Genomic DNA, 20,192 nt, shown 5'->3' with positions numbered 1-20,192 from the left:
GCGGGGCGCCTCAGGGTCAGGAAGCGCGTCTAACCGACCTCTTCGGCCGACTCGAGGCTGGCGGAGATGCGCTTGTACGACTTCGTGATGTGGTCGAGCATCGCCTTCTCGGCCTCGGCCGGGCGCCCGGCACGCAGGGCCTCCAGCACCGCCTCGTGCTCGCCGGACGTCTCCTCGACGACGCCGTGCTTGAAGTAGATGCGGTACTGGTGCATGTGCGACCGCAGCCGCGCGATCGCATCCGACAGCAGGGCATTGCCCGAGTGCTCGGCGATGATGCGGTGGAAGGCCGCATCCTGATCGGCGAAGTCCTTGTAGTCCTCGAACCGGTCGTCGCCGCTCTGGGCCGCTTGGCCGCTCGCGTGCATCGCCGCGCAGAGCTCGGCGAGTTCGGAGAGCGTCTCGGGGGTGAGTTCACCGACCGCGTTCCTCGTGGCGTACGGCTCCATCAGCCGGCGCATCTCGAACAGCTGACGCAGCCCCTCGCTGTCGAGCAGCGGCGCCGCCGTGTAGCCCTTGAGCGCCTGCTTGACCACCAGCCCCTCCGACTCGAGTCGGGCGAGCGCCTCGCGCACGGGAGTCGGTGACACGTTGAGCTGTCGCGCGATGCCGTCGATGCTGGCCCGGCTGCCCGGCTCGATCACCTGGTCCATGAGCAGGGCGAGAACCGCGTCGTAGACGTCGTCGGCGAGCGCTCTCCTCGCGGGGAGGAAGCGTGCGCCGGGTACGGGTTCGATGCTCATGCAGACATCGTAGATCTTGCGTGAATGAAAAGAGAGGATAGAGGATGCAGGATTCTCATGAGATGAGCGCCGCCTCCTCGAGCTCCTGCCACAGCTCAGGGGGCACGACCACGTCTCCCAGTGCGGCGTTCCTGGTGATCTGCGTCGCGGATTCCGCGCCGAGTACGACGGTCGCCACCGTCGGATGGCGCAGCGGGAACTGCACCGCCAGTTGGGGCACTGTGACGCCATACGGGGCGGCGATGTCGGCGATGCGCTCCACCCGGGCGCGCAGACCGTCCGGCGCCGCCGCATAGTCGAAGCGCGCGTCGGCCGGTGGGCGGTCGGTGGCGAGGATCCCCGAGTTGAAGACTGCGGCGACGGCGACCGAGACACCCCGCTCTGCCGCTGCAGGCAGCAGATCGAGGGCCGCGCCCTGATCGAGCAGCGTGTAGCGAGCGGCGCACATCACGATGTCGAGGTCGGTCTCGCGGATGAATCGGCTGAGCATGGCCGACTGATTCATGCCGGCGCCGTACGACCGGATGACGCCCTGCGACCGCAGCTCGTCGAGCGCAGGGAAGGCTCCCTCGAGGGCCTCGCGCTCGTGGTCGTCGGGGTCGTGCACGAAGAGCACGTCGATGCGATCCACTCCGAGCCGGTCCAGCGAGTCCTCGACCGACCGCAGCACGCCGTCGCGCGAATAGTCGAAGCGCCTGCGCCGCGTCGACGGAACGGCGAACAGGTTCTCGATGTCGGTGTCGCCGTCGCGGTAGTCCGGGTTGGGGTCGAGCACGCGCCCGACCTTGGTCGACAGCACGTACTCGTCTCGGGGCAGCTCCCGCAGACCGATGCCGAGACGCTCCTCCGAGAGACCGAGCCCGTAGTGCGGAGCCGTGTCGAAGTACCGGATGCCGGCGTCCCAGGCCGCCGGCACGCACTGCGGCCAGACGCTGTCGTCGCGAGCGGCGTAGAGATTGCCGAGGGCGGCGACGCCGTACCCGACGGGTCCGACCGTGAGGCCGCCGCGTCCGTACGGCCTCGCCGCATCGAGCGTGTGCACGGAGTCCATTGTCGCCATTCCGCCCTCCCTCAGGAGACCCGCAGGTCGTCGATGGCGTCGAGATCCCATTCGATTCCCAGGCCGGGCGTCGTCGGAGCCACCCCGGCCCCCTCGCTGATCGTCATCTCGCTGCAGGTGACGGCACGCAGCTGCGGGATGTGCTCGAGGTACAGGGCGTTCGGGATGGCGCAGCACAGCGAGACGTGCAGCTCCATCAAGAAGTGCGGAGCCACCGCGACGTTGAACGCCTCCGCCAGGTGCGCGACCTTGAGCCACGGCGTGATGCCGCCGACCCGGGCGACGTCCACCTGCACGATCGACGCGGCCTTCGCCTGCAGGTACTCGCGGAACTGCCCCACGGAGTAGATGGACTCCCCCACCGCGACCGGGAGACTGGTCGCCTCGGCCAGCCGGCGGTGACCGGCCACGTCCTCCGCCGGCAGGGGCTCCTCGAACCAGAAGATGTCGAGCTTCTCGAACAGTGCCGCCCGCCGGATGGCCTCGGCCGCCGTCATCGACTGATTGGCGTCGACCATGATGTCCATGCCGGGCCCGACCGCGTCGCGCACCGCTGCGAGCCGCTCGTAGTCCTCGTGACCGCGCGGCTTGCCGACCTTGATCTTGACCCCGTGCATCCCGCGCGCCTTCGACTCGACGGCCTGCGCCACCAGCTCGTCGGTGCTGAAATGCAGCCAGCCGCCCTCGGTGTCGTACAACGGGATGCTCGGCCGTGCGCCACCCGCCGCGACCCAGAGCGGAAGGCCGGCGGCCTTGCACCGCGCATCCCAGACAGCCGTATCGATCGCGGCGAGCGCGAGCGAGGTGATCGCGCCCACCGTCGTCGCGCGGGTCGAGGAGAACAGCGCGCGCCAGACGGCCTCCGGGCGGTGGGCGTCCATGCCCACGAGCACATCGAGGAGTCCCGTGCGCAACAGGCTGAGCACCGCTCCCCCGCCCGTGCCGATGGTGTAGCTGTAGCCCAACCCCTCCACGCCGCCCGCGGTGCGGATGCGCACGAAGATGGTCTCCTGCTTGACGAACGACTGCACCGCGTCGGTGCGCACGGTCTCGACTTCGAGGTCGCTCAGCCACGCCTCCGCGCTGACGATCGTGCCGTCGAGGGCGGTGCGGTCGGTGCCGGTGGCCGGTGCGAGGGTCATCTGAACTGCTTTCGTTGTGTCGAGGTCCATCACCGGCCGCCGAAGCCACCGAGCGCGACACCCTTGATGAGCTGACGCTGGAGCACGGCGACGATGATGAGTGACGGGATGATCGCGAGCGTCGACGCCGCCATCATCAGGCTCCATTGGGTCCCGTGCTCGCCGGTGAACATCGACAGGCCGAGCGGCACGGTCGCCAGCTCCTGGCTGTTGATGATGATCAGCGGCCACAGGTACGAGTTGTAGTAGCCGACGAACGAGAAGACGGCCAGCACCGACAACGGCGCGGTCAGCTGCGGCAGCAGCACCGACCAGAGGGTGCGGAACCGCGACGCACCGTCGATCAGCGCCGCCTCCTCGAACTCGATCGGGATCGTGAGGAAGAACTGCCGCAGCAGGAACGTGCCGAACGCGGTGAACGCGAACGGGATGATCAGCGCCACGTAGCTGTCGACGAGGCCGAGCTGATTCATCATGATGAACAGCGGGACGACGAGCACTTCCTGAGGCAGCACGAGCGTGAACACGTAGAGCAGGAAGATCTTGTCGCGGTACTTGAAGCGCAGCCGCGAGAACGCGTACGCCGAGAGCACGGCCACGATGACCGACAGCAGCGCGCCCATGATCGACACGAAGAAGCCGTTGAAGATGAACCGGCCGAAGGGCACCAGCGTCCAGGCGTCGACGAAGTTCGACCATTTCACCTCGGATCCGATGAAGGTGGGCTTCGCGGCGAACACCTCCGACTCGGGCTTGAGAGCCGAGAAGAACATCCAGATGAAGGGGAAGGTGAAGACGAGGGCCACGATCGCCATCACGAGGGTGTTCAACCAGGTCTTGGTCGCGTTGACCTTCTGAGCGCGACGGAGCCGCGGCTTGCGGTGCGGAGCGGTTTCGCGCACGAGGGTGTCACTTGTCATAGTTGACCCACTTCTTCTGCCCGGCGAACTGCAGGGCGGTGATGAGCATCACGACGATGAACAGGATCCAGGCGAGCGCGGAGGCATAGCCGAGCCGGTCGAACACGAACCCGTTGCGATAGAGGTAGAGCACGAACGTGTTCGTCGACTCACCGGGGCCGCCCTGGGTGAGGATCTGCGGCTGCACGAACACCTGGAACGCGCCGATCATCGTCATGGTCATGGTGAAGAACAGCGACGGCGAGATCATCGGCAGGATGATCGAGCGCAACCGCTGCCAGGCGCTCGTGCCGTCCATCCTGGAGGCCTCGAGGATCTCCTTCGGGATGCCGCCGAGGCCGGCGGAGAGCACGATGACGTTGTAGCCGAACGACTGCCACACCGACATCGCGATCACCGAGAACAGGGCGAACGACGCATCGGAGAGCCAGCTCGGACCCTGGATGCCCACCGAGGCGAGCGCCGAGTTCACGAGCCCGTTGTCGCTGAGCAGGAGCCGCCAGACGAGCGCGTTGGCGACCATCGGCGTGATGGCGGGCAGGAAGAAGATGACCCGCCAGAAGCCGGCGAACTTGATGCGCGTGTTCAGCCACAGCGAGACGGCCAGCGCGAGCACCAGGTTGAGGGCGGTGTAGACGAAGGCGAAGATCACCGTGTTGATCAGCACCGTGTAGAAGGTGGGATCGGAGAACAGCTTCTGGTAGTTCGCGAACCCGATGAAGGTCGGGGCGCCGAACAGCGGCCACTCGAAGAGGCTGATCACCAGGGAGCCGATCAGCGGCACCAGGATGAAGAAGGTGAAGCCGGCGAGCCCGGGCGACAGGTAGGCGAGTGCGACGAGTCCGTCGCCCTTGCGCTTCCTCCCCGTGCGGCCGGGCTGCGGCGGAGTGGGGTGCGGCACGCCGAACGGGCGGGTCGGGGGCGCGGCGGGCGCCGCCGTCTCCTTCGAGACGACGGCGCCCGTGATCAGCGGGGAAGCCATCCGGCTACTGCCCCACCGAGTTCTGGATGGTGTTCATCACGTCCTTGGCGCTCTTGTCACCGCGGTACCCTTCGACGCCGTACTGGGTGAAGAGCGTCTCCACCTGGTTCCAGGTCGGCGTGGTCAGCTGCGCGGTGGCGTTGCCCAGGAGCGCCGTCACTGCGGCCGCGGCCTCCGGGGTCTTGCCCTCGGCCCAGGCCGACTGGGCGTCGGCGCGGGACGGGACGATGCCGCGCTTGACGGCCTGTGCCTTGAGCACGCTGGTGTCGGTCATCGCCTGGATGGCCTTGAACGCGCCATCCGGGTCTTTGCAGTTCTTGGCGATGCCGAAGCCCGAGCCCGCCGTCATGCCGTGCGCCTCGCCGGAGGTGCTCGGAACGATGGTCACGCCCATCTGGAACTTGGCGGCACTGGCGAACGTCCCGTACATCCAGGGACCCTCGATCAGCATGTCGGTGTTGCCGCCCGTGAACGCCGCCTGGGCGACATCCGAACCGTCTGCCGCGTTGGGCGCGGCCGCGATGCCCTCCTTGTGGACCAGGTCGAAGTACGACTGCACCTGGTCGACGAGGTCGGAGTTCGTCAGGTCGAGCTTGCCCTTCTTCACGGCCTCGGCGCCGTCGGCGATCGCCCACGCGTTCGGGATGAAGAAGCCGGGCTCGATCGCCAGCGCCTTGTGGGTTCCCGTGGTCAGCTTCTTGGCGTCGGCGAGGAACTGGTCGCGCGTGTACGTGGTGCTCGGCAGGGCCAGTCCCGCCTTCTTGAAGTTGTCGGCGTTGTAGTAGAGCACGATCGGCTCGGCGTCGTACGGGATGGCCCGGATGGTGCCGTCGACGGTCATGCCCTTGAGCATCGATGCGTCGAACGCCGAGGTGTCGAGCTTGTACTTCTTGATCAGATCGTCGAGCGGCATGAGCAGTCCGCCGAGCTCCTGGGCGCGCGCCGCCTGCGTGGTGAGCAGGCAGGGCGGGTTCGAGCCGCTGAGACGCGTCTTGACCTTCGTCCAGTAGTCGTTGAAGCTCGGACCGTCGATGGTCACGTCGAGCTTCGGGTCCACTTTCTTGCCCAGGTCGATGAAGCCCTGCCACTGGTCGCGGTCGCTCTGACTGCTGACCCAGGTGTACATCGAGATGGGGCCGCCGGCCGCGCTGCCGCCGCCACCCGCGCATCCTGCGAGCGCCGTGAGCGCTCCGGCGAGTACGATGGCAGTTCCGATCCGGCCTGCCGCACGCTTGCTTCGTGGTGTCACTTGCTGTGCCTCCTCCATTGGATTCATCAAATGTGATCGCCTACTGAGCCTGCTGTTTCGTAGATCCCGCCTCGGTGTCGCACCGGCTGGTGGGGAATCACGATCCTATAGGGTCTTTGATATAGGTTATTGGGGAGCATAAGCGGATGCGCCCGACGGGTCAAGTAGGAGATCCGGTCTGCCGTCCGGGTCGGCGGATCAGGCGAAGTCGATCGCGATGACGTCGATTACAGCCCCCGACGGGGTCGGAGCAGCGATCAGCAGCTCCCCCAGCGGGTCCTGGCCAGGCGCCGGCTGCTCGTGCACCTCGTAGTTGACCTCGTAGTCGAGTGCCTCCCCGGTCGCGAGCAGGCGAACGCCGCTCACTCGGCCGACCGGGATGCCGCGCACGATGACCTGCTCGATCGGGCGCATCACCAGATGCAGGTAGACCGTGCCCGGGCGCGCTGTGGAGGGACCGTAGTAGTCGACGCCCACCGTCGGTGACACGCCGACCACGCTCTCGCCGTGCGCATCCATCCAGCCGCCGATCTCCTCCAGGGTGCGCACCTGCGAGTCGTTCAGACTGCCGTCGCCCTTCGGCCCGATGTTGAGCAGGAGGTTGCCGCCGCGCGAGGCGACCTCGATCAGCGTGGTCACGAGAGAGGTCGTGCTCTTGCTCTTGGTGTCGCCTGGCCGCCACGCCCACATCTGGCCGATGGTGAGACAGAGCTCCCACGGGCCGTGCGGAGCGGTGACGGGGAAGCCCTGCTCCGGCGTCTTGTAGTCGCCCTGGCCGAGCAAGCGGTCGTTGATGACGACGTCCGGCTGCAGCGATTTGATGTGCGCTCGCAGGCCGGCGCTGTCCCACTCCGCCTCCGATCGCTCCCACTCCCCGTCGAACCACAGCAGGTCGATGGTGCCGTAGTTCGTGAGGATCTCGGTCAGCTGACCGCGCAGGTACTCCTGGTAGCGCGCCCATGCCTCGGGCGACGACCGGCGGTGCTTGTCGTCGGCGACCGGCGTCCCGGCGTTCTGCGGGTCGCCGGCGGCCGGCCAGTGCTCCAGCGCATACGGGCGGTCGCTCATCTCGAAGGCCGGATAATCGGGGTGGTTCCAGTCCGGGAGGCTGTAGTAGATGCCGACCCGGATGCCCTCGGCGCGGATCGCCTCGACGAACTCGCGGGTGATGTCGCGGCCGAAGGGGGACTGCTCGATGCCGAACTCGGAGTGGGCGGTGTGGAACATCGAGTATCCGGCGTGGTGGCGGGCCGTGAACACGACGTACCGCGCGCCGGCCTTCTTCGCGAGCCGCGCGAGGGCGACCGCGTCCCACTCGACCGGGTCGAAGGTGGGCGCTGTCGATTGGTACTGCTCCACCGACACCGTGTCCTCGACGGCGTCGGAGCCCGGGATGATCGATCGGCCGACCAGCGGCCACGAGATCTCGATCCCCTGCTGACTGGCGTGATCCCAGTGCACGAAGAGGCCGAAGCCGGCGCCGACGAACCACTCGCCGCCGGGCAATTGGAAGTCGGTCGGGCGCACGAACGCGTCGGGAAGGGCGGTGATGGTCGAATCCACGGTCAGAACTCTCCTTTGAGGTGGGATGCTATTGCCTATAGGATATGGACTCGGGATGCGTCCCACAATCCGTTCGACGAAGAAGGAGAATCTCAGCGTGGCCATGTTCAAAGACGACCCCGTCCGCCCCGAGAACTACCAGCGGTTCGAGCGCGAGCTCCCCCGCTGGTTCAGCGATGCGAAGCTCGGCATCTTCGTCCATTGGGGTCCGTACTCCGTTCCTGCCTGGGCCGAACCGATCGGCGAGCTCGGCACCATCGAGAAGGAGTACTGGTTCGCGCACAACCCCTACGCCGAGTGGTATTACAACACGATCCGCATCGAGGACAGCCCGGCGGCCCAGCACCAGCGCGACGCGTTCGGCGGTGCGCCGTACGACGACTTCATCGACCAGTGGAACCCGGAGGACTTCGACCCCGATGACTTCCTGGCCCTGGTGAAGAGCACGGGCGCCGGGTACTTCGTGCCCACCACCAAGCACCACGACGGGGTGACCCTGTGGGATGCGCCCGGCACGGATGGGCGCAACACCGTCGCCCGCGGCCCCCGCCGCGACCTGGTGGGCGCGTTCGAGAAGGCGACGCGGGATGCCGGGCTGAGGTTCGGCGTCTACTACTCCGGCGGCCTCGACTGGCACTTCTCCGACCTCCCGCCGATCACCGGTGACGACCAGCAGTTCGGCCGTCCGGTCGACGCTGCCTACGCCGAGTACGCGTACACGCACGTGGACGACCTCATCGAGCGCTACTCCCCCGACGTCCTGTGGGGCGACATCGAATGGCCGGATGCCGGCAAGCCGTCGGGCCCGTTCTCGATGGAGCGGTTGTTCGACAAGTTCTACGCCGCGCGGCCCGACGGCGTCGCCAACGACCGCTGGGGCGAGACGCACTGGGACTTCCGCACCAGCGAATACCAGAACGGTCTCAGCGTCGAAGGCGACGGCGGCTGGGAGAACTGCCGCGGCATCGGCTATTCGTTCGGGCACAACACGCTCGAAGACGAGACCCACCTGCTGAGCGGCCCGGATGCCGTGAAGACCTTCGTCGACATCGTCTCGCGCGGCGGCAACCTGCTCCTGAATGTCGGGCTCACGGCCCGCGGCACCGTTCCCGATCTGCAGCGACGCACCCTCGAGCACCTCGCCGCCTGGAACGCCGTCAACGGGGAGGCGGTGTTCGGCTCCGCGACGCTCGACCACGGGATGGCCGCGCCGTCCGACGAACCCTGGCTGCGCTGGACGCGCACCGATGACACCGCGAACGCCTTCGTCGACGCGACCGACGTCGTCACCCTGGCCGGGGTCTCCGACTCGGTCGATGCCGGCTCGGCGCGCCTCGCCGACGGCACGCCGATCGAGGTCGCCCGCGACGGCGGTGCGCTCACGCTGACACTCCCTCAGCCGGAGGTCGCCGGGCCCACGCTCATCCGCTTCGACCTCACCGCCTGATCATGACGGTCGACGCCCACCTGCACCTCTGGGATCTCGAGCGGGTCGAGTATCCCTGGCTCACGGAGGCCGCCGGACCGATCTTCCGGACGTTCGCGTTCACCGAGATCGAACCGCAGCTGCACGCGGAGGGCGTCGACCGGGTCGTGCTCGTGCAGGCCGCGAACTCGCTCGCGGATTCAGCGTCGATGTTCGACGTCGCCGCTGCATCCCCGCTCGTCGCGGGTGTGGTGGCCTGGGTCGACCTGCTCGACCCGGCGGCGGCCGCCCGGCAGCTCGACGGCTGGGCCGCGCATCCGGAGTTCGTGGGGGTGCGGCACCTCATCCACGACGAGCCGGATGCCGACTGGCTGGCACGGGCGTCGGTGCAGGAGTCGCTCGGCCTGGTCGCGGCGCGTGGCGCGACGTTCGACGTGATCGGGGTCCTACCCCGGCACCTGGAGCACGCGCTCGCGCTGGCGGAGGCGCAGCCCGCCCTTCGCCTGGTGATCGACCACGTGGGCACACCGCCCGTCGGCACGGACGATCACGGACGGTGGGCGTCTCTCCTGTCGCGACTGGCCGGGCATCCGCAGGTCTTCGCGAAGCTCTCGGGCCTCACGACCCTCGGGCCCGCCGGTCACGCAACGGCATCGGAGCTGCGCCCCTTCGCCGAGCACGTGCTCGACGCCTTCGGCCCGGACCGGGTGCTGTTCGGCGGCGACTGGCCGGTCTCCACCCTCGCGGGCGACTACGCGCAGACGACGGCCGTCGCGCGCGAGCTGGCCTCGGGACTGAGCGATGCCGAGCAGAGCGCCGTGTTCGGCGGAACGGCTGCGCGGGTCTACCGCCTCTGACAGGCTGGTGAGATGGTCGCCAGCACCATTCCACCTCGCCGGGCCGTCGAGCTCGCCCTGCCGTTCACCGGCCGGTGGCTGACGCAGAACAGTCCCGCCCGGCGGGTGCCCAGCCACGGGGTCGATCTGTGGGGCGAGACCTATGCGATCGACTTCGTCGGCGTGGACGATCGTGGCCGTACGGCCGTCGGCAGCGACTGGCGCACGGCGCTCGCGACGGAGCCGCCGGAGCGTTTCGTGTCGTTCGGGCGCGCCATCCTGGCTCCGGCGGACGGTGTGGTCGTGGATGCGCACGACGGCGAGCCGGATCACCGCGCGCGCCGATCGCAGGCCGCGCTGCTCCCCTACGCGCTCGGTCAGGCGAACCGCGTGCGCCGGGGCGTCGCCGCGGTGGCCGGCAACCGCCTCACCATCGCGCTCGCCGGTGACACGGGATTCGTCGCGCTCGCCCATCTTCGTGAAGGGTCGCTCCGCGTGAGGGTGGGAGCCACCGTCACGACGGGTCAATGGCTCGCCGACTGTGGCAACTCGGGCAACTCCACCCAGCCGCACCTGCATCTGCAGGTGATGGACGACCCCGACTGGACGGTGGCGCGAGGCATCCCGGTGCTGTTCCGGCGGTACCGGGAGTGGGCCGGGCGGTCCGCGGCACCGGCGGTGCGCGCATCCGGTGTGCCCGGCGAGGGGGCGGTCGTCGAACCGCTCCCCTCGCCGGGTGCGCCGTTGTTCAGCTGACGGTCTCGAACCAGCCGCGGGCGGGATTGGTCACGTCGGGCAGCCGCGGGGACCCGTGCGCCGGACGCGCCCAGCGCACGGCGTTCGCCAGCACGAGCCGCACCTGGTCGTGGAAGTACACCGGGTAGTCCTGGTCGCCGGGGCTGAAATAGAAGACCTTGCCGTTTCCGCGCCGGAAGGTGACACCCGACCGGAACACCTCGCCACCCTCGAACGAGCTGACGAACACGAGCTCGTCCGGGGTGGGGATGTCGAAGAACTCCCCGTACATCTCCTGGTGGTCGATGACGATCGGCATCTGCACACCCTCGGCGATCGGATGCGTCGGCGCCACCGTCCACACCAGCTCGCGCTCGGCCTCGTTGCGCCAGGCCAGCGAGCAGGTCGTCCCCATCAGCGAACGGAAGATCTTCGAGAAGTGCCCGGAATGCAGCACGAGCAGCCCCATGCCTTCGAGCACCCGGCGATGCACGCGGGCCACTACGGCGTCGTCGACGTCGTCATGGGCCACGTGCCCCCACCAGAGCAGCACGTCGGTCTCCGCGAGCACCGCCTCGGAGAGGCCGTGCTCGTCATCGGCGAGGATCGCCGTGCGGATCACGGAGTCCGCCGGCAACCGCTCCCGCAGCCCCTCGGCGATCGCACCGTGAATGCCCGCCGGATAGAGCTCGGCGACGTGCGCATCGACGACCTCGTGCACGCCTTCGTTCCAGACGGTGACCCGAAGCGGGGCCGCGTCACGCGATCCCATCCGGTCAGCCCTGCCGCTTGAGCAGGCGCGCCACACCGGGCAGCACGTCGGCAGAGGGGCCGCTCAGGCCGCACTCCATCGCGAGCCAGCCGTCGTAGCCGATCTCCTCGAGGGTGTCGAGGGTCTCATCCCAGTCGTAGTGGCCGGCGCCCGGCTCGAGGCGGTTGCTGTCGCCGAGCTGCACATGCTTGATGAGGTCGCCGTGCTCACGCAGCGACGCTGCGATATCGGCCTCCTCGATCGACATGTGGAACGTGTCCGCGATGACCGCGAGCCCGGGAGAGTCGATCTGCTTCACGTACCAGGCGGAGTCGGCCAGGGTGTTCACCACGAAGTCCTCGAAGCGGTTGAGCGGCTCCAGGTAGGCGACAGCGCCGACGGATGCGGCATGGTCGGCTACCTCGCTGAGCGCGGCGAGGAAGTCGTCGCGCGTCTTCTCGTCCGACTGCGGTGGCGTGAACGGCGGCAGAGCGCGGGAGAACAGCCCGAACGCGTGTGGCGTCACGATGCCGTTGCCCCCGGCCTCCACGATCGTCGAGAGCAGCACCTTGAGCTGACCGACGGCGTCGTTGCGGCGCTCGTTGTCGAAGTCGCCGATGAAGTGGTCCATGTGCACCACCGCGCTCGGCATCACGACGCCCGCCGCGCGTGCGCGGCGCAGTTCGTCGACCCGCGCCCCGAACACGCCGTCTCCCTGGCCGGAGAGCTCGATACCGTCGAAGCCGACCGACTGCGCGAACGCGAACTTCTCCTCCAGAGTGTCGCCGACGAGGGTCGACTCCTGGGCCGCGATCTTGAAGGTCATCAGTTCTCCTCGAAGGTCAGCACGACCTGAAGCGCCTCCTGGGGCTTCGTGTCGAGCATGGTGAAGGCGAATCCGGCCTCGGCGACCGGCAGTTCGTGCGAGATGAGGTCGGCGAGCTTCAGCTTGCCCTCCTCGGCGAGCCGCATGGCGGTCGATGCCAGCCGGTACTCGTTCCAGCGGTGCTGCAGCGCGGGCGCGACACCCGAGATCTGCGACGCGATCACGGCGACGCGGTTGTGGTGGAACTCCTCGCCCAGACGCAGACCGGTGCCCTCGCCCTGCATGAAACCTGCGACGCAGACCCGCGAGCTGTACGCGACGGTGCGGATCGCCTCGTGCATGGCGTGGTAATTGCCGGTGACCTCGAGGCAGACGTCCGCGCCTCGTCCGCCGGTCTTGGCTCGCACGCGCTCGGCGACCTCGCCGTCGGACGGGTCGAGGACCTCATGGATGCCGAGCTCGAGCGCCAGCTCGCGACGCGCGGCGATGCCGTCGACGCCGATGACGTGCGCACCGTTGAGGCGAGCCAGCTGCGCGACGATCTGCCCGGGTACGCCCAGTCCGAACACGACGACCGTCTCGCCGACGTGGATGTCGGCGTCGAGGATCACGTTCAGCGCGATGGCGCCGATCTGGGAGAAGATGCCGATGCGCGGGTCGACTGTGGGCGACAGGATGCGGTCGGCAGCGCGCGCCTCGGTCTGGATGGTCTCCGACCGGTGGCCCCAGGTGCCCCAGATGCGGTCACCGACCTTCACGCGCGTGACGTCGGAGCCGATCTCCACCACTTCGCCGACCTCCTCGTAACCCCAGCCGTTCACGGGGTACTCGAAGCTCGTCGAACCGTCGACGAACAGGCGGCGGTCCTCGTCCCACCGCTTGTTGAGGTACGGGTTGCTGCCGCGATAGGCGGTCAGCTCCGTGCCGGCCGAGATGCCGGAGAAGAGGGTGTGGATGCGTACCTGGTCCGCGCCGAGCGGCTGGCGGTCCTCCTGCACGACTTCGGCGACGCGGGAGGAGGTGAAACTCACCATGGAGCCCATAGTTCTACTTTCCTTTTGTTGGGTGGGTGTTGTGGTCGGTGGAAGTGGATCGGTCACGAGCGGTCGTCGGTCGACGGGTCAGCCCTTCACGGCTCCGGAGATGAAGCCCTGTGCCACCTGCTTCTGCATCACGACGAAGAGCACGAGCACCGGAAGGATCGTGATCAGCGTCGCTGCGGCGAGCGGCCCGATGTCGAGCTCACGGCCGCTGGTGAACTGGTACAGGCCGGTGGTGAGCGGCCGGAAGTCCCCGCCCGGCAGGTAGAGCAGGGGCACCAGGAAGTTGTTCCAGGTCTGCAGGAAGGTGAACACGGCGAGTGCCGAGATGCCCGACCCCACCAGCGGGAGCATCACCCGGTAGAAGATCTGCCACTCGGATGCCCCGTCGATGCGCGCGGCCTGCTCCAGCTCATTGGGCAGATCGGTGAAGAACGCCCGCATGAAGAAGGTGCCGAACGAGACGCCGGTCGAGGTCAGCACGAGGATGACGCCCGCGAGCGTGTCGAGCAGCCCGATCGATCGCAACTGGAAGAACAGCGGGATCATGTAGGTGAAGAAAGGCACGAGCAGGCCGAGCACGACCGTGTAGAACGCGAGCGTCCGTCCACGGAAGGGCAGCCGAGCGAACGCGTAGCCCGCCATCGTCGACAGCACGATCACGAGGAGCGTGCTCGGCACCGACAGCAGCACGCTGTTCAGCACATAGTCGCTGAAGTGCCCGTCGGTCCACGCCTTGGCGATGTTCTCGAACGAGAAGGACGTGAACAGCCCGAACGGGTTGACCTTGACGTCGGTCCCGGTTTTGAACGTGGTCGAGAGCAGCAGCACGATCGGTGCGAGCGTGAGCAACGACAGCACGATGAGCAGCGTGTGCTTTCCGGTGAGCCCGAGGCGTTTGCGCGGCGACATCTTGTTGAGTTCGCGCGGTGCAGGCACGACGTCGAGGCTCCTCGCCAGTCCGAGGCGGTCCTCTTCCGAGGCGGTGATGTCGCTCATGCGGTTGTCCCTTGGATCGAGAGCCGGCGCTGCAGCCGGTTGAGGAACACAGCGCACGGAATGGAGAGAACGGTGATCAGCATGGCGAGCGTCGTGCCGTAGCTGATCGCGTTGAGCTGGAATGCGTTCGTGTATGCGTACGTGCCGAGCACGTTGGTGGCGTTCGCCGGCCCGCCGCCGGTCATGATGAAGATGATGTCGAACACGCTGAACCCGCCGACCAGCGTGATCGTGGTCACCATGATGAACACCGGCATGATCTGCGGCAGGATGATGTGCCACAGCCGCTGCGCCGCGTTCGCCCGGTCGAGGCGCGCAGCCTCGACCAGTTCGGTGTCGACGTTGCGCAGAGCCGACAGGAAGATGATCATCACGAACCCGGTGCTCGCCCAGATCGCCGTCGCCAGCACCGCGTAGAGCGCGGTGTCCGGGTTGCCGAGCCATCCGGTCGTCAGGCTCTCGAGGCCGATCGCCCGCAGCGCGACATTCAGCCAGCCGTTCAACGGGTCGTAGATCCAGCTCCACACGATGCCGATCGCGATGCCCGGCAGCACATACGGAAAGAAGAATGCGAGCCGGTAGAACGCGCTCCCCCTCCGCACGTTCCAGAGCAGCAGTGCGTAGAGGAGTCCGATGACGAGCGGCGAGATGGTGCCGATCACAATCCAGATGAGGTTGTTCGACAGCGCGTGCCACATCTCCGGATCGGTGAACATCCGCACGTAGTTGTCGATGCCCACGAACGGCGGCGACGGGTTGATGCCGTCGAAGTCGACGAACGAGTAGTAGATCGCCGAGCCGAGCGGGAAGAGGAAGAAGACGATGACGAGCACCATGAGGGGTGCGACCATCAGGATGCCCAGGCGGGACTGCGCCCGCCTGGTCACCCGCGGTACTGCTGAGGATCGTGTCGTCATCACTTGGTCTTCGCGGTGGCTGCCGTCTGGAGGTTCTTCGCGACCTGCTCCGGGGTGAGCTTGCCGGCGAGTACGCCCTGCATGCCGTCCCACATGGCCTTGTTGAACACGTCGGTCGAGCTGACGTCGATGTTCTGCCCGACGCCGCCGGTTCCCTTGGCGTAGTCGGCCGTGTCCTTGATCACCTGCTGGAACAGCGGCGACGTCTTCACGTTCCTCGTGTCCACCGGGTAGGCCGGGATGAGGTACTGGTTGACCTCCCACTGGCCGTGCTCGGGGCTCACCAGGTAGTCCATGAACTTGAGGGCAGCGGACTTGTCCTTCGCCTTGGCCGACATGAAGATGCCGTTGCCGAGTCCGCCGATCGCGACGCCCTTGTCATCCGGCCCGGGGAAGGGGATGAAGCCGATGTCCGACTTGGTGCTCGAACCGAGATCCTGCACCAGCCACGTGCCCGTGGGGTTCATGGCCGCCTTGCCCGAGTAGAAGAGGGCGTTCGCGTTGTTGTACGTGATCGCGCCGGCCGACGGCGGGATCCAGCCCTTGTCCTTGAATTCCTTCCACGTGTTGACCGCCGAGACGACCCCGTCGCTGTTCCAGTTGCTGTCACCGGCGATGAGCTTCTTCTCCTCGTCGGCGCCCACCCGGCTCGCGAGCGACATGCTCAGCATGTGTCCGCCCTCCCAGCCCTCTTTGTCGCCGAGGGTGAACGGGATGATCCCCTTCGACTTCAGCGTGGCCGCCGTCGCCTCGAGGTCCGAGAGGTTGGTCGGCACGTCGAGGCCGTATTTGGCGAAGATGTCTTTGTTGTAGAAGAGTCCGACCTCTTCGATCTGGTCGGGGATGCCCGACACCTTGCCGTCGAAGGTCACGGTGTCCTTCGCCCAGGTGTAGACGGGGTAGTTCTGCTTGGCGTACTGATCGGTCATGTCGTACAGCAGGCCGGCCTTCGCCAGAACGCCCGCGAAGCCGGGGCCGGTGTCGTAGCTGAAGACGTCGGGGCCGTTGCCGGAGCGCAGCTGGGTCTGCAACAGCGTGCGGATGCTGTCGCCCGGGGACACGTTGAGCTTCACCGTGACGCCCGACTTCTTCTCGAAGTCGGCGATGTCCTTCTTGATCGCGGTCAGGGTCTCGGGGGTGTCGGGCTGGCCGATCAGGTAGGTGATGTGGTTCTTCTCGCCGGTGCCACCCGAGCCCGGCGCGCCGCCCGTGCATCCGGTCATGGCCAGTGCGGCGGCCGCGAACGCGGCCACGGCCCCGAACAGGGAAACCTTCTTCATGTCGACTCCTTCGTCGCTGTGTGATCTCAGAACGCGCTTGACGGGTCATCCCGCCCGTTAGAAATTTAACGTAAACCAATTTTGGCAATGCTGTCAAAGCTTTTGTTTCCGCACTATCAGGCGAATAGTAACAACATACCGAAACGAAGGTTATGAGGTATCAAACTTTCGAGAGTGCTGTTAGCCTGACTGCCATGGCGGAACGAGGCCCGTACTCCAAGGGCAGAGAACGACGCGAGGCGATCCTCGAGAGCACGTTGACCGTGTTCTCGCAGCTCGGCTCGCGCAGAGCGTCGATGCGCGCGATCGCCGACGACGTCGGCATCAGCCCTGCGCTGCTGCAGTACTACTTCTCGAGCCGGGAGGAGCTCCTGCTCGAGGTCATCCACCAGTGGGACGTCACGAACGCCCAGCGCGGAACGGGCATGACCCATTTCGCGGACTGGCTCGCGGCAATACGGCACAACGCCGTGGTGCCGGGAATCGTGCACCTCTACATGACGTGCGTGATCGAGGCGACCGACCCCGATCATCCCGGTCGCCCGTTCTACAAGGAGCGCTACGCCACGCTCACCCGCAAGATCGTCGGCGAGCTGCTGGTGCAGCAGCGCAACGGCACCCTGCCGGCGGACGCGGAACCGGAGCGGATCGCCCGCATGCTGCTGGCCGCGAGCGAGGGCATGCAGATCCGCTGGCTCCACGAGCCCGACTTCGACATGTTCGACGAGTTCCTGTTCCTCCTGCGGCAGTTCGGGATCGTCATCCCCGAACTCGAGGGCGCAGACGACCCGGCAGCGGTGCTCACCACGCGCGCCTGAGCGTCAGCCGAACCGGTCCGGCGGACTACACGACGTACTTCAGCCCGACCGCCGATTCGAGCGTCTGGCCGGCGGCGTGCAGCGGTACGCTCCACGTCTGGTCGCCGACGATCCCGTCGACCGCGACATGCGCCCAGCGCTGGAACGCCTCGACGGACGCCTTGGTGTGCGGCCCGAACACGCCGTCGATGCCCTGCGGCGTGACCCCGCCCCACTGGGCGGCGCCGTTGGTCAGCACCGTCTGCAGGCTCGAGACGACCGCGCCGTGCGATCCGACCTGCAGCACGGGCATCGGTCCCCCGTTCGGCAGCGCGGCCCAGGTGTGCGGGCCGACGATGCCGTCAGCGGTGAGGCCGTTCGCCTGCTGGAAGGAGACGACAGCCGCCTTCGTGTGCGGCCCGAAGACCCCGTCGACGACCACGTCGAGGTCGGGCGTTCGGCGCAGCGCCCGCTGAGCGCGCCTGACCACGTCTCCCGTGTCACCCTGCCGGATGGTCGGTTGTCCCGGATTCGCCATGCTGTTTCCCTCCTGCCCGATCGAGAACGACTCGCTCCCGGGGCCAGCTTCCTCCATCCCGGCCCGGCGCGCGACCCGCGAAGGACTACCGTTGAGGGATGACCGAATCCGATACGCCGCAGAGCGAGGCAGAGACTGCCGGCGACGCGAAGACCTTCTCCGACCTCGGACTCGACGGCGCAGTCCTGAAGGCCCTGAAGGATGTCGGCTACGAGACCCCGTCCGCCATCCAGGCCGCGACCATCCCCCTGCTGCTCGAGGGCCGCGACGTGGTCGGCCTCGCGCAGACGGGTACGGGCAAGACGGCGGCGTTCGCGCTGCCCATCCTGTCGCGGCTCGACATCTCGCAGAAGAACCCGCAGGCGCTGGTGCTCGCGCCGACCCGCGAACTCGCCCTGCAGGTCGCCGAAGCGTTCGAGAGCTACGCCGCCCACATGCGCGGCGTGCATCTGCTCCCGGTGTACGGCGGCCAGGGCTACGGCGTGCAGCTCTCGGCCCTGCGGCGCGGCGTGCACATCGTCGTCGGCACGCCCGGCCGCATCATGGACCACCTCGACAAGGGCACCCTCGATCTCTCCGAGCTCAAGTACCTGGTGCTCGACGAGGCCGACGAGATGCTCAAGATGGGCTTCGCAGAAGACGTCGAGACGATCCTCGCCGACACCCCCGACGACAAGCAGGTCGCCCTCTTCTCCGCGACGATGCCCGCGCAGATCCGCCGGATCTCGAAGAAGTACCTGCACGACCCCGAAGAGATCACGGTCAAGAACAAGACCACGACCTCGGCGAACACGACGCAGCGCTACCTGATGGTGTCGTACCCTCAGAAGGTCGACGCGCTCACGCGCATCCTCGAGGTGGAGAACTTCGAGGGGATGATCATCTTCGTCCGCACCAAGAACGAGACGGAGACGCTCGCCGAGAAGCTGCGAGCACGCGGATACTCCGCTGCCGCCATCAACGGCGACGTCGCCCAGGCCCAGCGCGAGCGCACCGTCGAGCAGCTCAAGTCGGGCAAGCTCGACATCCTGGTGGCCACGGATGTCGCCGCCCGCGGTCTCGATGTCGAACGCATCAGCCACGTGGTCAACTTCGACATCCCGATCGACACCGAGTCGTACGTGCACCGCATCGGCCGCACCGGACGAGCCGGCCGCAGCGGTGCCGCGATCAGCTTCGTCACGCCGCGCGAGCGCCGCCTGCTCACGGCCATCGAGAAGGCGACCCGGCAGCCCCTCACCCAGATGCAGCTACCGAGCGTCGAAGACATCAACGTCACCCGGCTCGCACGCTTCGACGACGCGATCACTGCGGCACTGGCGCAGGAGGACCGCATCTCGCGTTTCCGCGACATCATCGGTCACTTCGTGGAGCACCACGACGTGCCGGAGGCCGACGTGGCCGCCGCACTCGCCGTCGTCGCGCAGGGCGACGAGCCGCTGCTGCTCTCCCCCGAGGACGAACTGGCGCGCCGCGTCGAACGGGATGCCCGCGCGCGCGACGAGCGCGACAGCCGCCCCGACCGCGGTGGCCGCGACGCGCGCGCCACGCGGGGCGAGCGGCCGGAACGCCGCTCCCGCCCCACGAGCGGACCGATGTCGCAGTACCGCATCGAGGTCGGCAAGCGCCAGAAGGTGGAGCCGCGCCAGATCGTCGGCGCGCTCGCCAACGAGGGCGGCCTGAGCCGCGAGGACTTCGGCGCGATCCAGATCCTTCCGGCGTTCTCGCTGGTCGAGCTGCCCGCCGACCTCTCGAACGAGGTGTTCGACAAACTCCGCGGCACCCGGATCGGCGGCAAGCTCATCGAGCTGCGTCCGGATCGCGGCGGCCCGAGCCGGCGCACCGACCGCGGTGACCGCGGTGACCGTCCCGACCGCGCCGACCGCGCCGACCGTCCTGCTCGTGACGACCGGGACGACCGGCCGGCACGCAAGCCGCGCCACCGCTGAGCCACCCCTGCATGGACGCCTGTTCCGAACTCGTCGACGTCGCCAACCGCCTCGCGTCGGCGTCTTCCACACCGCGCCGCTTTCTGATCGACCTCGGCGTGCACGCCGGCGGAGTGCGCCGAGGACCGCTGTGGATGCTCGACGCCGCATCCGGCGGCCGCAACCGCATCTCGGGACGCAACTTCCGGCGCGAGCTCGATGACGGAACGGATGGCCAGGCACGGCACTTCGCCGGAACCGTGGCGGTCGCGGCGCGAATCGGCGCGCCGCTCACCCGCTGGCTCTCGATCCACGTCGGCCGCGATGCCCCGGACACGGCCGACGGGCGCCTCACCGACAAGGCGCTCGACTTCGCGCGCCTCGTCCGGAGCGGTGAGCTGCCGCCGACCGCCTCAGGCGACTGGATCCGCGCCCACCTCTGTCGCTCCTGACGGCCCTA

At 67.7% G+C, this 20,192-nt stretch carries 20 protein-coding genes; 6 read left to right on the top strand and 14 right to left on the bottom strand.

Features of this window, described 5'->3' with window-relative positions:
- Positions 1 to 29: 29 nt before the first annotated feature.
- The 7 genes from PKE84_RS13645 to PKE84_RS13615 form a co-directional block, all read right to left on the bottom strand.
- A complete protein-coding gene (locus PKE84_RS13645; RefSeq protein WP_271177807.1) occupies positions 30 to 743 on the bottom strand; it encodes a GntR family transcriptional regulator in 714 nt (237 codons plus the stop codon).
- Positions 744 to 798: 55 nt separating this feature from the next.
- Entirely contained in the window at positions 799 to 1,803 is a 1,005-nt protein-coding gene (locus PKE84_RS13640; RefSeq protein WP_271177806.1) for an aldo/keto reductase, read from the bottom strand.
- A gap of 11 nt (positions 1,804 to 1,814) precedes the next feature.
- Positions 1,815 to 2,945 carry a mandelate racemase/muconate lactonizing enzyme family protein gene (locus PKE84_RS13635; protein ID WP_271177805.1) on the bottom strand — a complete coding sequence of 377 codons (1,131 nt, stop codon included), beginning with the start codon at positions 2,943 to 2,945 and terminating at the stop codon, positions 1,815 to 1,817.
- Between the two features lie 29 nt (positions 2,946 to 2,974).
- Positions 2,975 to 3,865: a carbohydrate ABC transporter permease gene (locus PKE84_RS13630; protein ID WP_271177804.1), complete on the bottom strand. Its 891-nt coding sequence runs from the start codon at positions 3,863 to 3,865 to the stop codon at positions 2,975 to 2,977.
- Entirely contained in the window at positions 3,855 to 4,847 is a 993-nt protein-coding gene (locus PKE84_RS13625) for a carbohydrate ABC transporter permease (RefSeq protein WP_271177803.1), read from the bottom strand. Before PKE84_RS13625 ends, PKE84_RS13630 begins: the two co-directional genes overlap by 11 nt.
- Before the next feature lie 4 nt (positions 4,848 to 4,851).
- Positions 4,852 to 6,096, bottom strand: coding sequence for an ABC transporter substrate-binding protein (locus PKE84_RS13620; RefSeq protein WP_271177802.1), 1,245 nt, complete (start codon positions 6,094 to 6,096; stop codon positions 4,852 to 4,854).
- Positions 6,097 to 6,294: 198 nt separating this feature from the next.
- Positions 6,295 to 7,659: an alpha-L-fucosidase gene (locus PKE84_RS13615; protein WP_271177801.1), complete on the bottom strand. Its 1,365-nt coding sequence runs from the start codon at positions 7,657 to 7,659 to the stop codon at positions 6,295 to 6,297.
- A 55-nt stretch (positions 7,660 to 7,714) separates the two neighbouring features.
- Here PKE84_RS13615 and PKE84_RS13610 point away from each other — a divergent pair, with 55 nt between their 5' ends.
- Genes PKE84_RS13610 through PKE84_RS13600 form a run of 3 tightly spaced genes read left to right on the top strand, consistent with a single transcriptional unit; the run spans position 7,715 to position 10,677 of the window.
- Positions 7,715 to 9,106 (top strand): alpha-L-fucosidase, encoded by a 1,392-nt coding sequence (locus PKE84_RS13610; RefSeq protein ID WP_271177800.1) that lies wholly within the window; start codon positions 7,715 to 7,717, stop codon positions 9,104 to 9,106.
- Between the two features lie 2 nt (positions 9,107 to 9,108).
- The gene (locus tag PKE84_RS13605; protein WP_271177799.1) at positions 9,109 to 9,942 is read left to right on the top strand and encodes an amidohydrolase family protein; all 834 of its coding nucleotides are present in this window, start codon (positions 9,109 to 9,111) and stop codon (positions 9,940 to 9,942) included.
- Positions 9,943 to 9,954: 12 nt separating this feature from the next.
- Positions 9,955 to 10,677 carry a M23 family metallopeptidase gene (locus tag PKE84_RS13600; protein ID WP_271177798.1) on the top strand — a complete coding sequence of 241 codons (723 nt, stop codon included), beginning with the start codon at positions 9,955 to 9,957 and terminating at the stop codon, positions 10,675 to 10,677.
- On the opposite strand, the gene PKE84_RS13595 is transcribed toward PKE84_RS13600, so the two are convergent.
- The 6 genes from PKE84_RS13595 to PKE84_RS13570 form a co-directional block, all read right to left on the bottom strand.
- Positions 10,670 to 11,428: a ThuA domain-containing protein gene (locus PKE84_RS13595; RefSeq protein WP_271177797.1), complete on the bottom strand. Its 759-nt coding sequence runs from the start codon at positions 11,426 to 11,428 to the stop codon at positions 10,670 to 10,672. The two genes, PKE84_RS13600 and PKE84_RS13595, sit on opposite strands and share 8 nt — an antisense overlap.
- A 4-nt stretch (positions 11,429 to 11,432) precedes the next feature.
- On the bottom strand, positions 11,433 to 12,233 hold the full coding sequence (locus PKE84_RS13590) for a sugar phosphate isomerase/epimerase family protein (RefSeq protein ID WP_271177796.1): 801 nt from the start codon (positions 12,231 to 12,233) through the stop codon (positions 11,433 to 11,435).
- Complete coding sequence (locus tag PKE84_RS13585) at positions 12,233 to 13,267, bottom strand: zinc-dependent alcohol dehydrogenase (RefSeq protein ID WP_271177795.1); 1,035 nt, start codon at positions 13,265 to 13,267, stop codon at positions 12,233 to 12,235. Before PKE84_RS13585 ends, PKE84_RS13590 begins: the two co-directional genes overlap by 1 nt.
- An 87-nt stretch (positions 13,268 to 13,354) precedes the next feature.
- The gene (locus PKE84_RS13580) at positions 13,355 to 14,272 is read right to left on the bottom strand and encodes a carbohydrate ABC transporter permease (RefSeq protein ID WP_271177794.1); all 918 of its coding nucleotides are present in this window, start codon (positions 14,270 to 14,272) and stop codon (positions 13,355 to 13,357) included.
- Complete coding sequence (locus tag PKE84_RS13575; RefSeq protein WP_271177793.1) at positions 14,269 to 15,189, bottom strand: carbohydrate ABC transporter permease; 921 nt, start codon at positions 15,187 to 15,189, stop codon at positions 14,269 to 14,271. Before PKE84_RS13575 ends, PKE84_RS13580 begins: the two co-directional genes overlap by 4 nt.
- Positions 15,189 to 16,469, bottom strand: a complete 1,281-nt coding sequence (locus PKE84_RS13570; protein WP_271177792.1) for an ABC transporter substrate-binding protein — start codon at positions 16,467 to 16,469, stop codon at positions 15,189 to 15,191. Before PKE84_RS13570 ends, PKE84_RS13575 begins: the two co-directional genes overlap by 1 nt.
- Positions 16,470 to 16,663: 194 nt before the next feature.
- Here PKE84_RS13570 and PKE84_RS13565 point away from each other — a divergent pair, with 194 nt between their 5' ends.
- A complete protein-coding gene (locus PKE84_RS13565) occupies positions 16,664 to 17,287 on the top strand; it encodes a TetR/AcrR family transcriptional regulator (protein WP_271177791.1) in 624 nt (207 codons plus the stop codon).
- 25 nt (positions 17,288 to 17,312) lie between these two features.
- Here PKE84_RS13565 and PKE84_RS13560 read toward each other — a convergent pair whose 3' ends face one another.
- On the bottom strand, positions 17,313 to 17,804 hold the full coding sequence (locus PKE84_RS13560; protein ID WP_271177790.1) for a peptidoglycan-binding domain-containing protein: 492 nt from the start codon (positions 17,802 to 17,804) through the stop codon (positions 17,313 to 17,315).
- Positions 17,805 to 17,902: 98 nt separating this feature from the next.
- Here PKE84_RS13560 and PKE84_RS13555 point away from each other — a divergent pair, with 98 nt between their 5' ends.
- Positions 17,903 to 19,753 (top strand): DEAD/DEAH box helicase, encoded by a 1,851-nt coding sequence (locus PKE84_RS13555; RefSeq protein ID WP_271177789.1) that lies wholly within the window; start codon positions 17,903 to 17,905, stop codon positions 19,751 to 19,753.
- Between the two features lie 11 nt (positions 19,754 to 19,764).
- Positions 19,765 to 20,184 carry a hypothetical protein gene (locus tag PKE84_RS13550; RefSeq protein WP_271177788.1) on the top strand — a complete coding sequence of 140 codons (420 nt, stop codon included), beginning with the start codon at positions 19,765 to 19,767 and terminating at the stop codon, positions 20,182 to 20,184.
- Positions 20,185 to 20,192: the final 8 nt, after the last annotated feature.

The sequence above is a fragment of the Leifsonia poae genome (genome assembly GCF_027921845.1).
GTDB classification, from domain to species: domain Bacteria; phylum Actinomycetota; class Actinomycetes; order Actinomycetales; family Microbacteriaceae; genus Leifsonia; species Leifsonia poae.
The sequence above is the reverse complement of the archived record's forward strand: the minus strand, read 5'-3'. Positions and strand labels throughout refer to the sequence as shown.

Bases quoted from the DNA above. Each gene is read 5' to 3' on its own strand.
- PKE84_RS13575 (WP_271177793.1), bottom strand. From the start codon at position 15,189: ATGACGACACGATCCTCAGCAGTACCGCGGGTGACCAGGCGGGCGCAG.
- PKE84_RS13595 (WP_271177797.1), bottom strand. From the start codon at position 11,428: ATGGGATCGCGTGACGCGGCCCCGCTTCGGGTCACCGTCTGGAACGAA.
- PKE84_RS13610 (WP_271177800.1), top strand. From the start codon at position 7,715: ATGCGTCCCACAATCCGTTCGACGAAGAAGGAGAATCTCAGCGTGGCC.
- PKE84_RS13600 (WP_271177798.1), top strand. From the start codon at position 9,955: ATGGTCGCCAGCACCATTCCACCTCGCCGGGCCGTCGAGCTCGCCCTG.
- PKE84_RS13550 (WP_271177788.1), top strand. From the start codon at position 19,765: ATGGACGCCTGTTCCGAACTCGTCGACGTCGCCAACCGCCTCGCGTCG.
- PKE84_RS13630 (WP_271177804.1), bottom strand. From the start codon at position 3,865: ATGACAAGTGACACCCTCGTGCGCGAAACCGCTCCGCACCGCAAGCCG.
- PKE84_RS13590 (WP_271177796.1), bottom strand. From the start codon at position 12,233: ATGACCTTCAAGATCGCGGCCCAGGAGTCGACCCTCGTCGGCGACACT.
- PKE84_RS13555 (WP_271177789.1), top strand. From the start codon at position 17,903: ATGACCGAATCCGATACGCCGCAGAGCGAGGCAGAGACTGCCGGCGAC.
- PKE84_RS13625 (WP_271177803.1), bottom strand. From the start codon at position 4,847: ATGGCTTCCCCGCTGATCACGGGCGCCGTCGTCTCGAAGGAGACGGCG.
- PKE84_RS13565 (WP_271177791.1), top strand. From the start codon at position 16,664: ATGGCGGAACGAGGCCCGTACTCCAAGGGCAGAGAACGACGCGAGGCG.
- PKE84_RS13635 (WP_271177805.1), bottom strand. From the start codon at position 2,945: ATGACCCTCGCACCGGCCACCGGCACCGACCGCACCGCCCTCGACGGC.
- PKE84_RS13605 (WP_271177799.1), top strand. From the start codon at position 9,109: ATGACGGTCGACGCCCACCTGCACCTCTGGGATCTCGAGCGGGTCGAG.
- PKE84_RS13560 (WP_271177790.1), bottom strand. From the start codon at position 17,804: ATGGCGAATCCGGGACAACCGACCATCCGGCAGGGTGACACGGGAGAC.
- PKE84_RS13570 (WP_271177792.1), bottom strand. From the start codon at position 16,469: ATGAAGAAGGTTTCCCTGTTCGGGGCCGTGGCCGCGTTCGCGGCCGCC.
- PKE84_RS13580 (WP_271177794.1), bottom strand. From the start codon at position 14,272: ATGAGCGACATCACCGCCTCGGAAGAGGACCGCCTCGGACTGGCGAGG.
- PKE84_RS13585 (WP_271177795.1), bottom strand. From the start codon at position 13,267: ATGGTGAGTTTCACCTCCTCCCGCGTCGCCGAAGTCGTGCAGGAGGAC.
- PKE84_RS13645 (WP_271177807.1), bottom strand. From the start codon at position 743: ATGAGCATCGAACCCGTACCCGGCGCACGCTTCCTCCCCGCGAGGAGA.
- PKE84_RS13640 (WP_271177806.1), bottom strand. From the start codon at position 1,803: ATGGCGACAATGGACTCCGTGCACACGCTCGATGCGGCGAGGCCGTAC.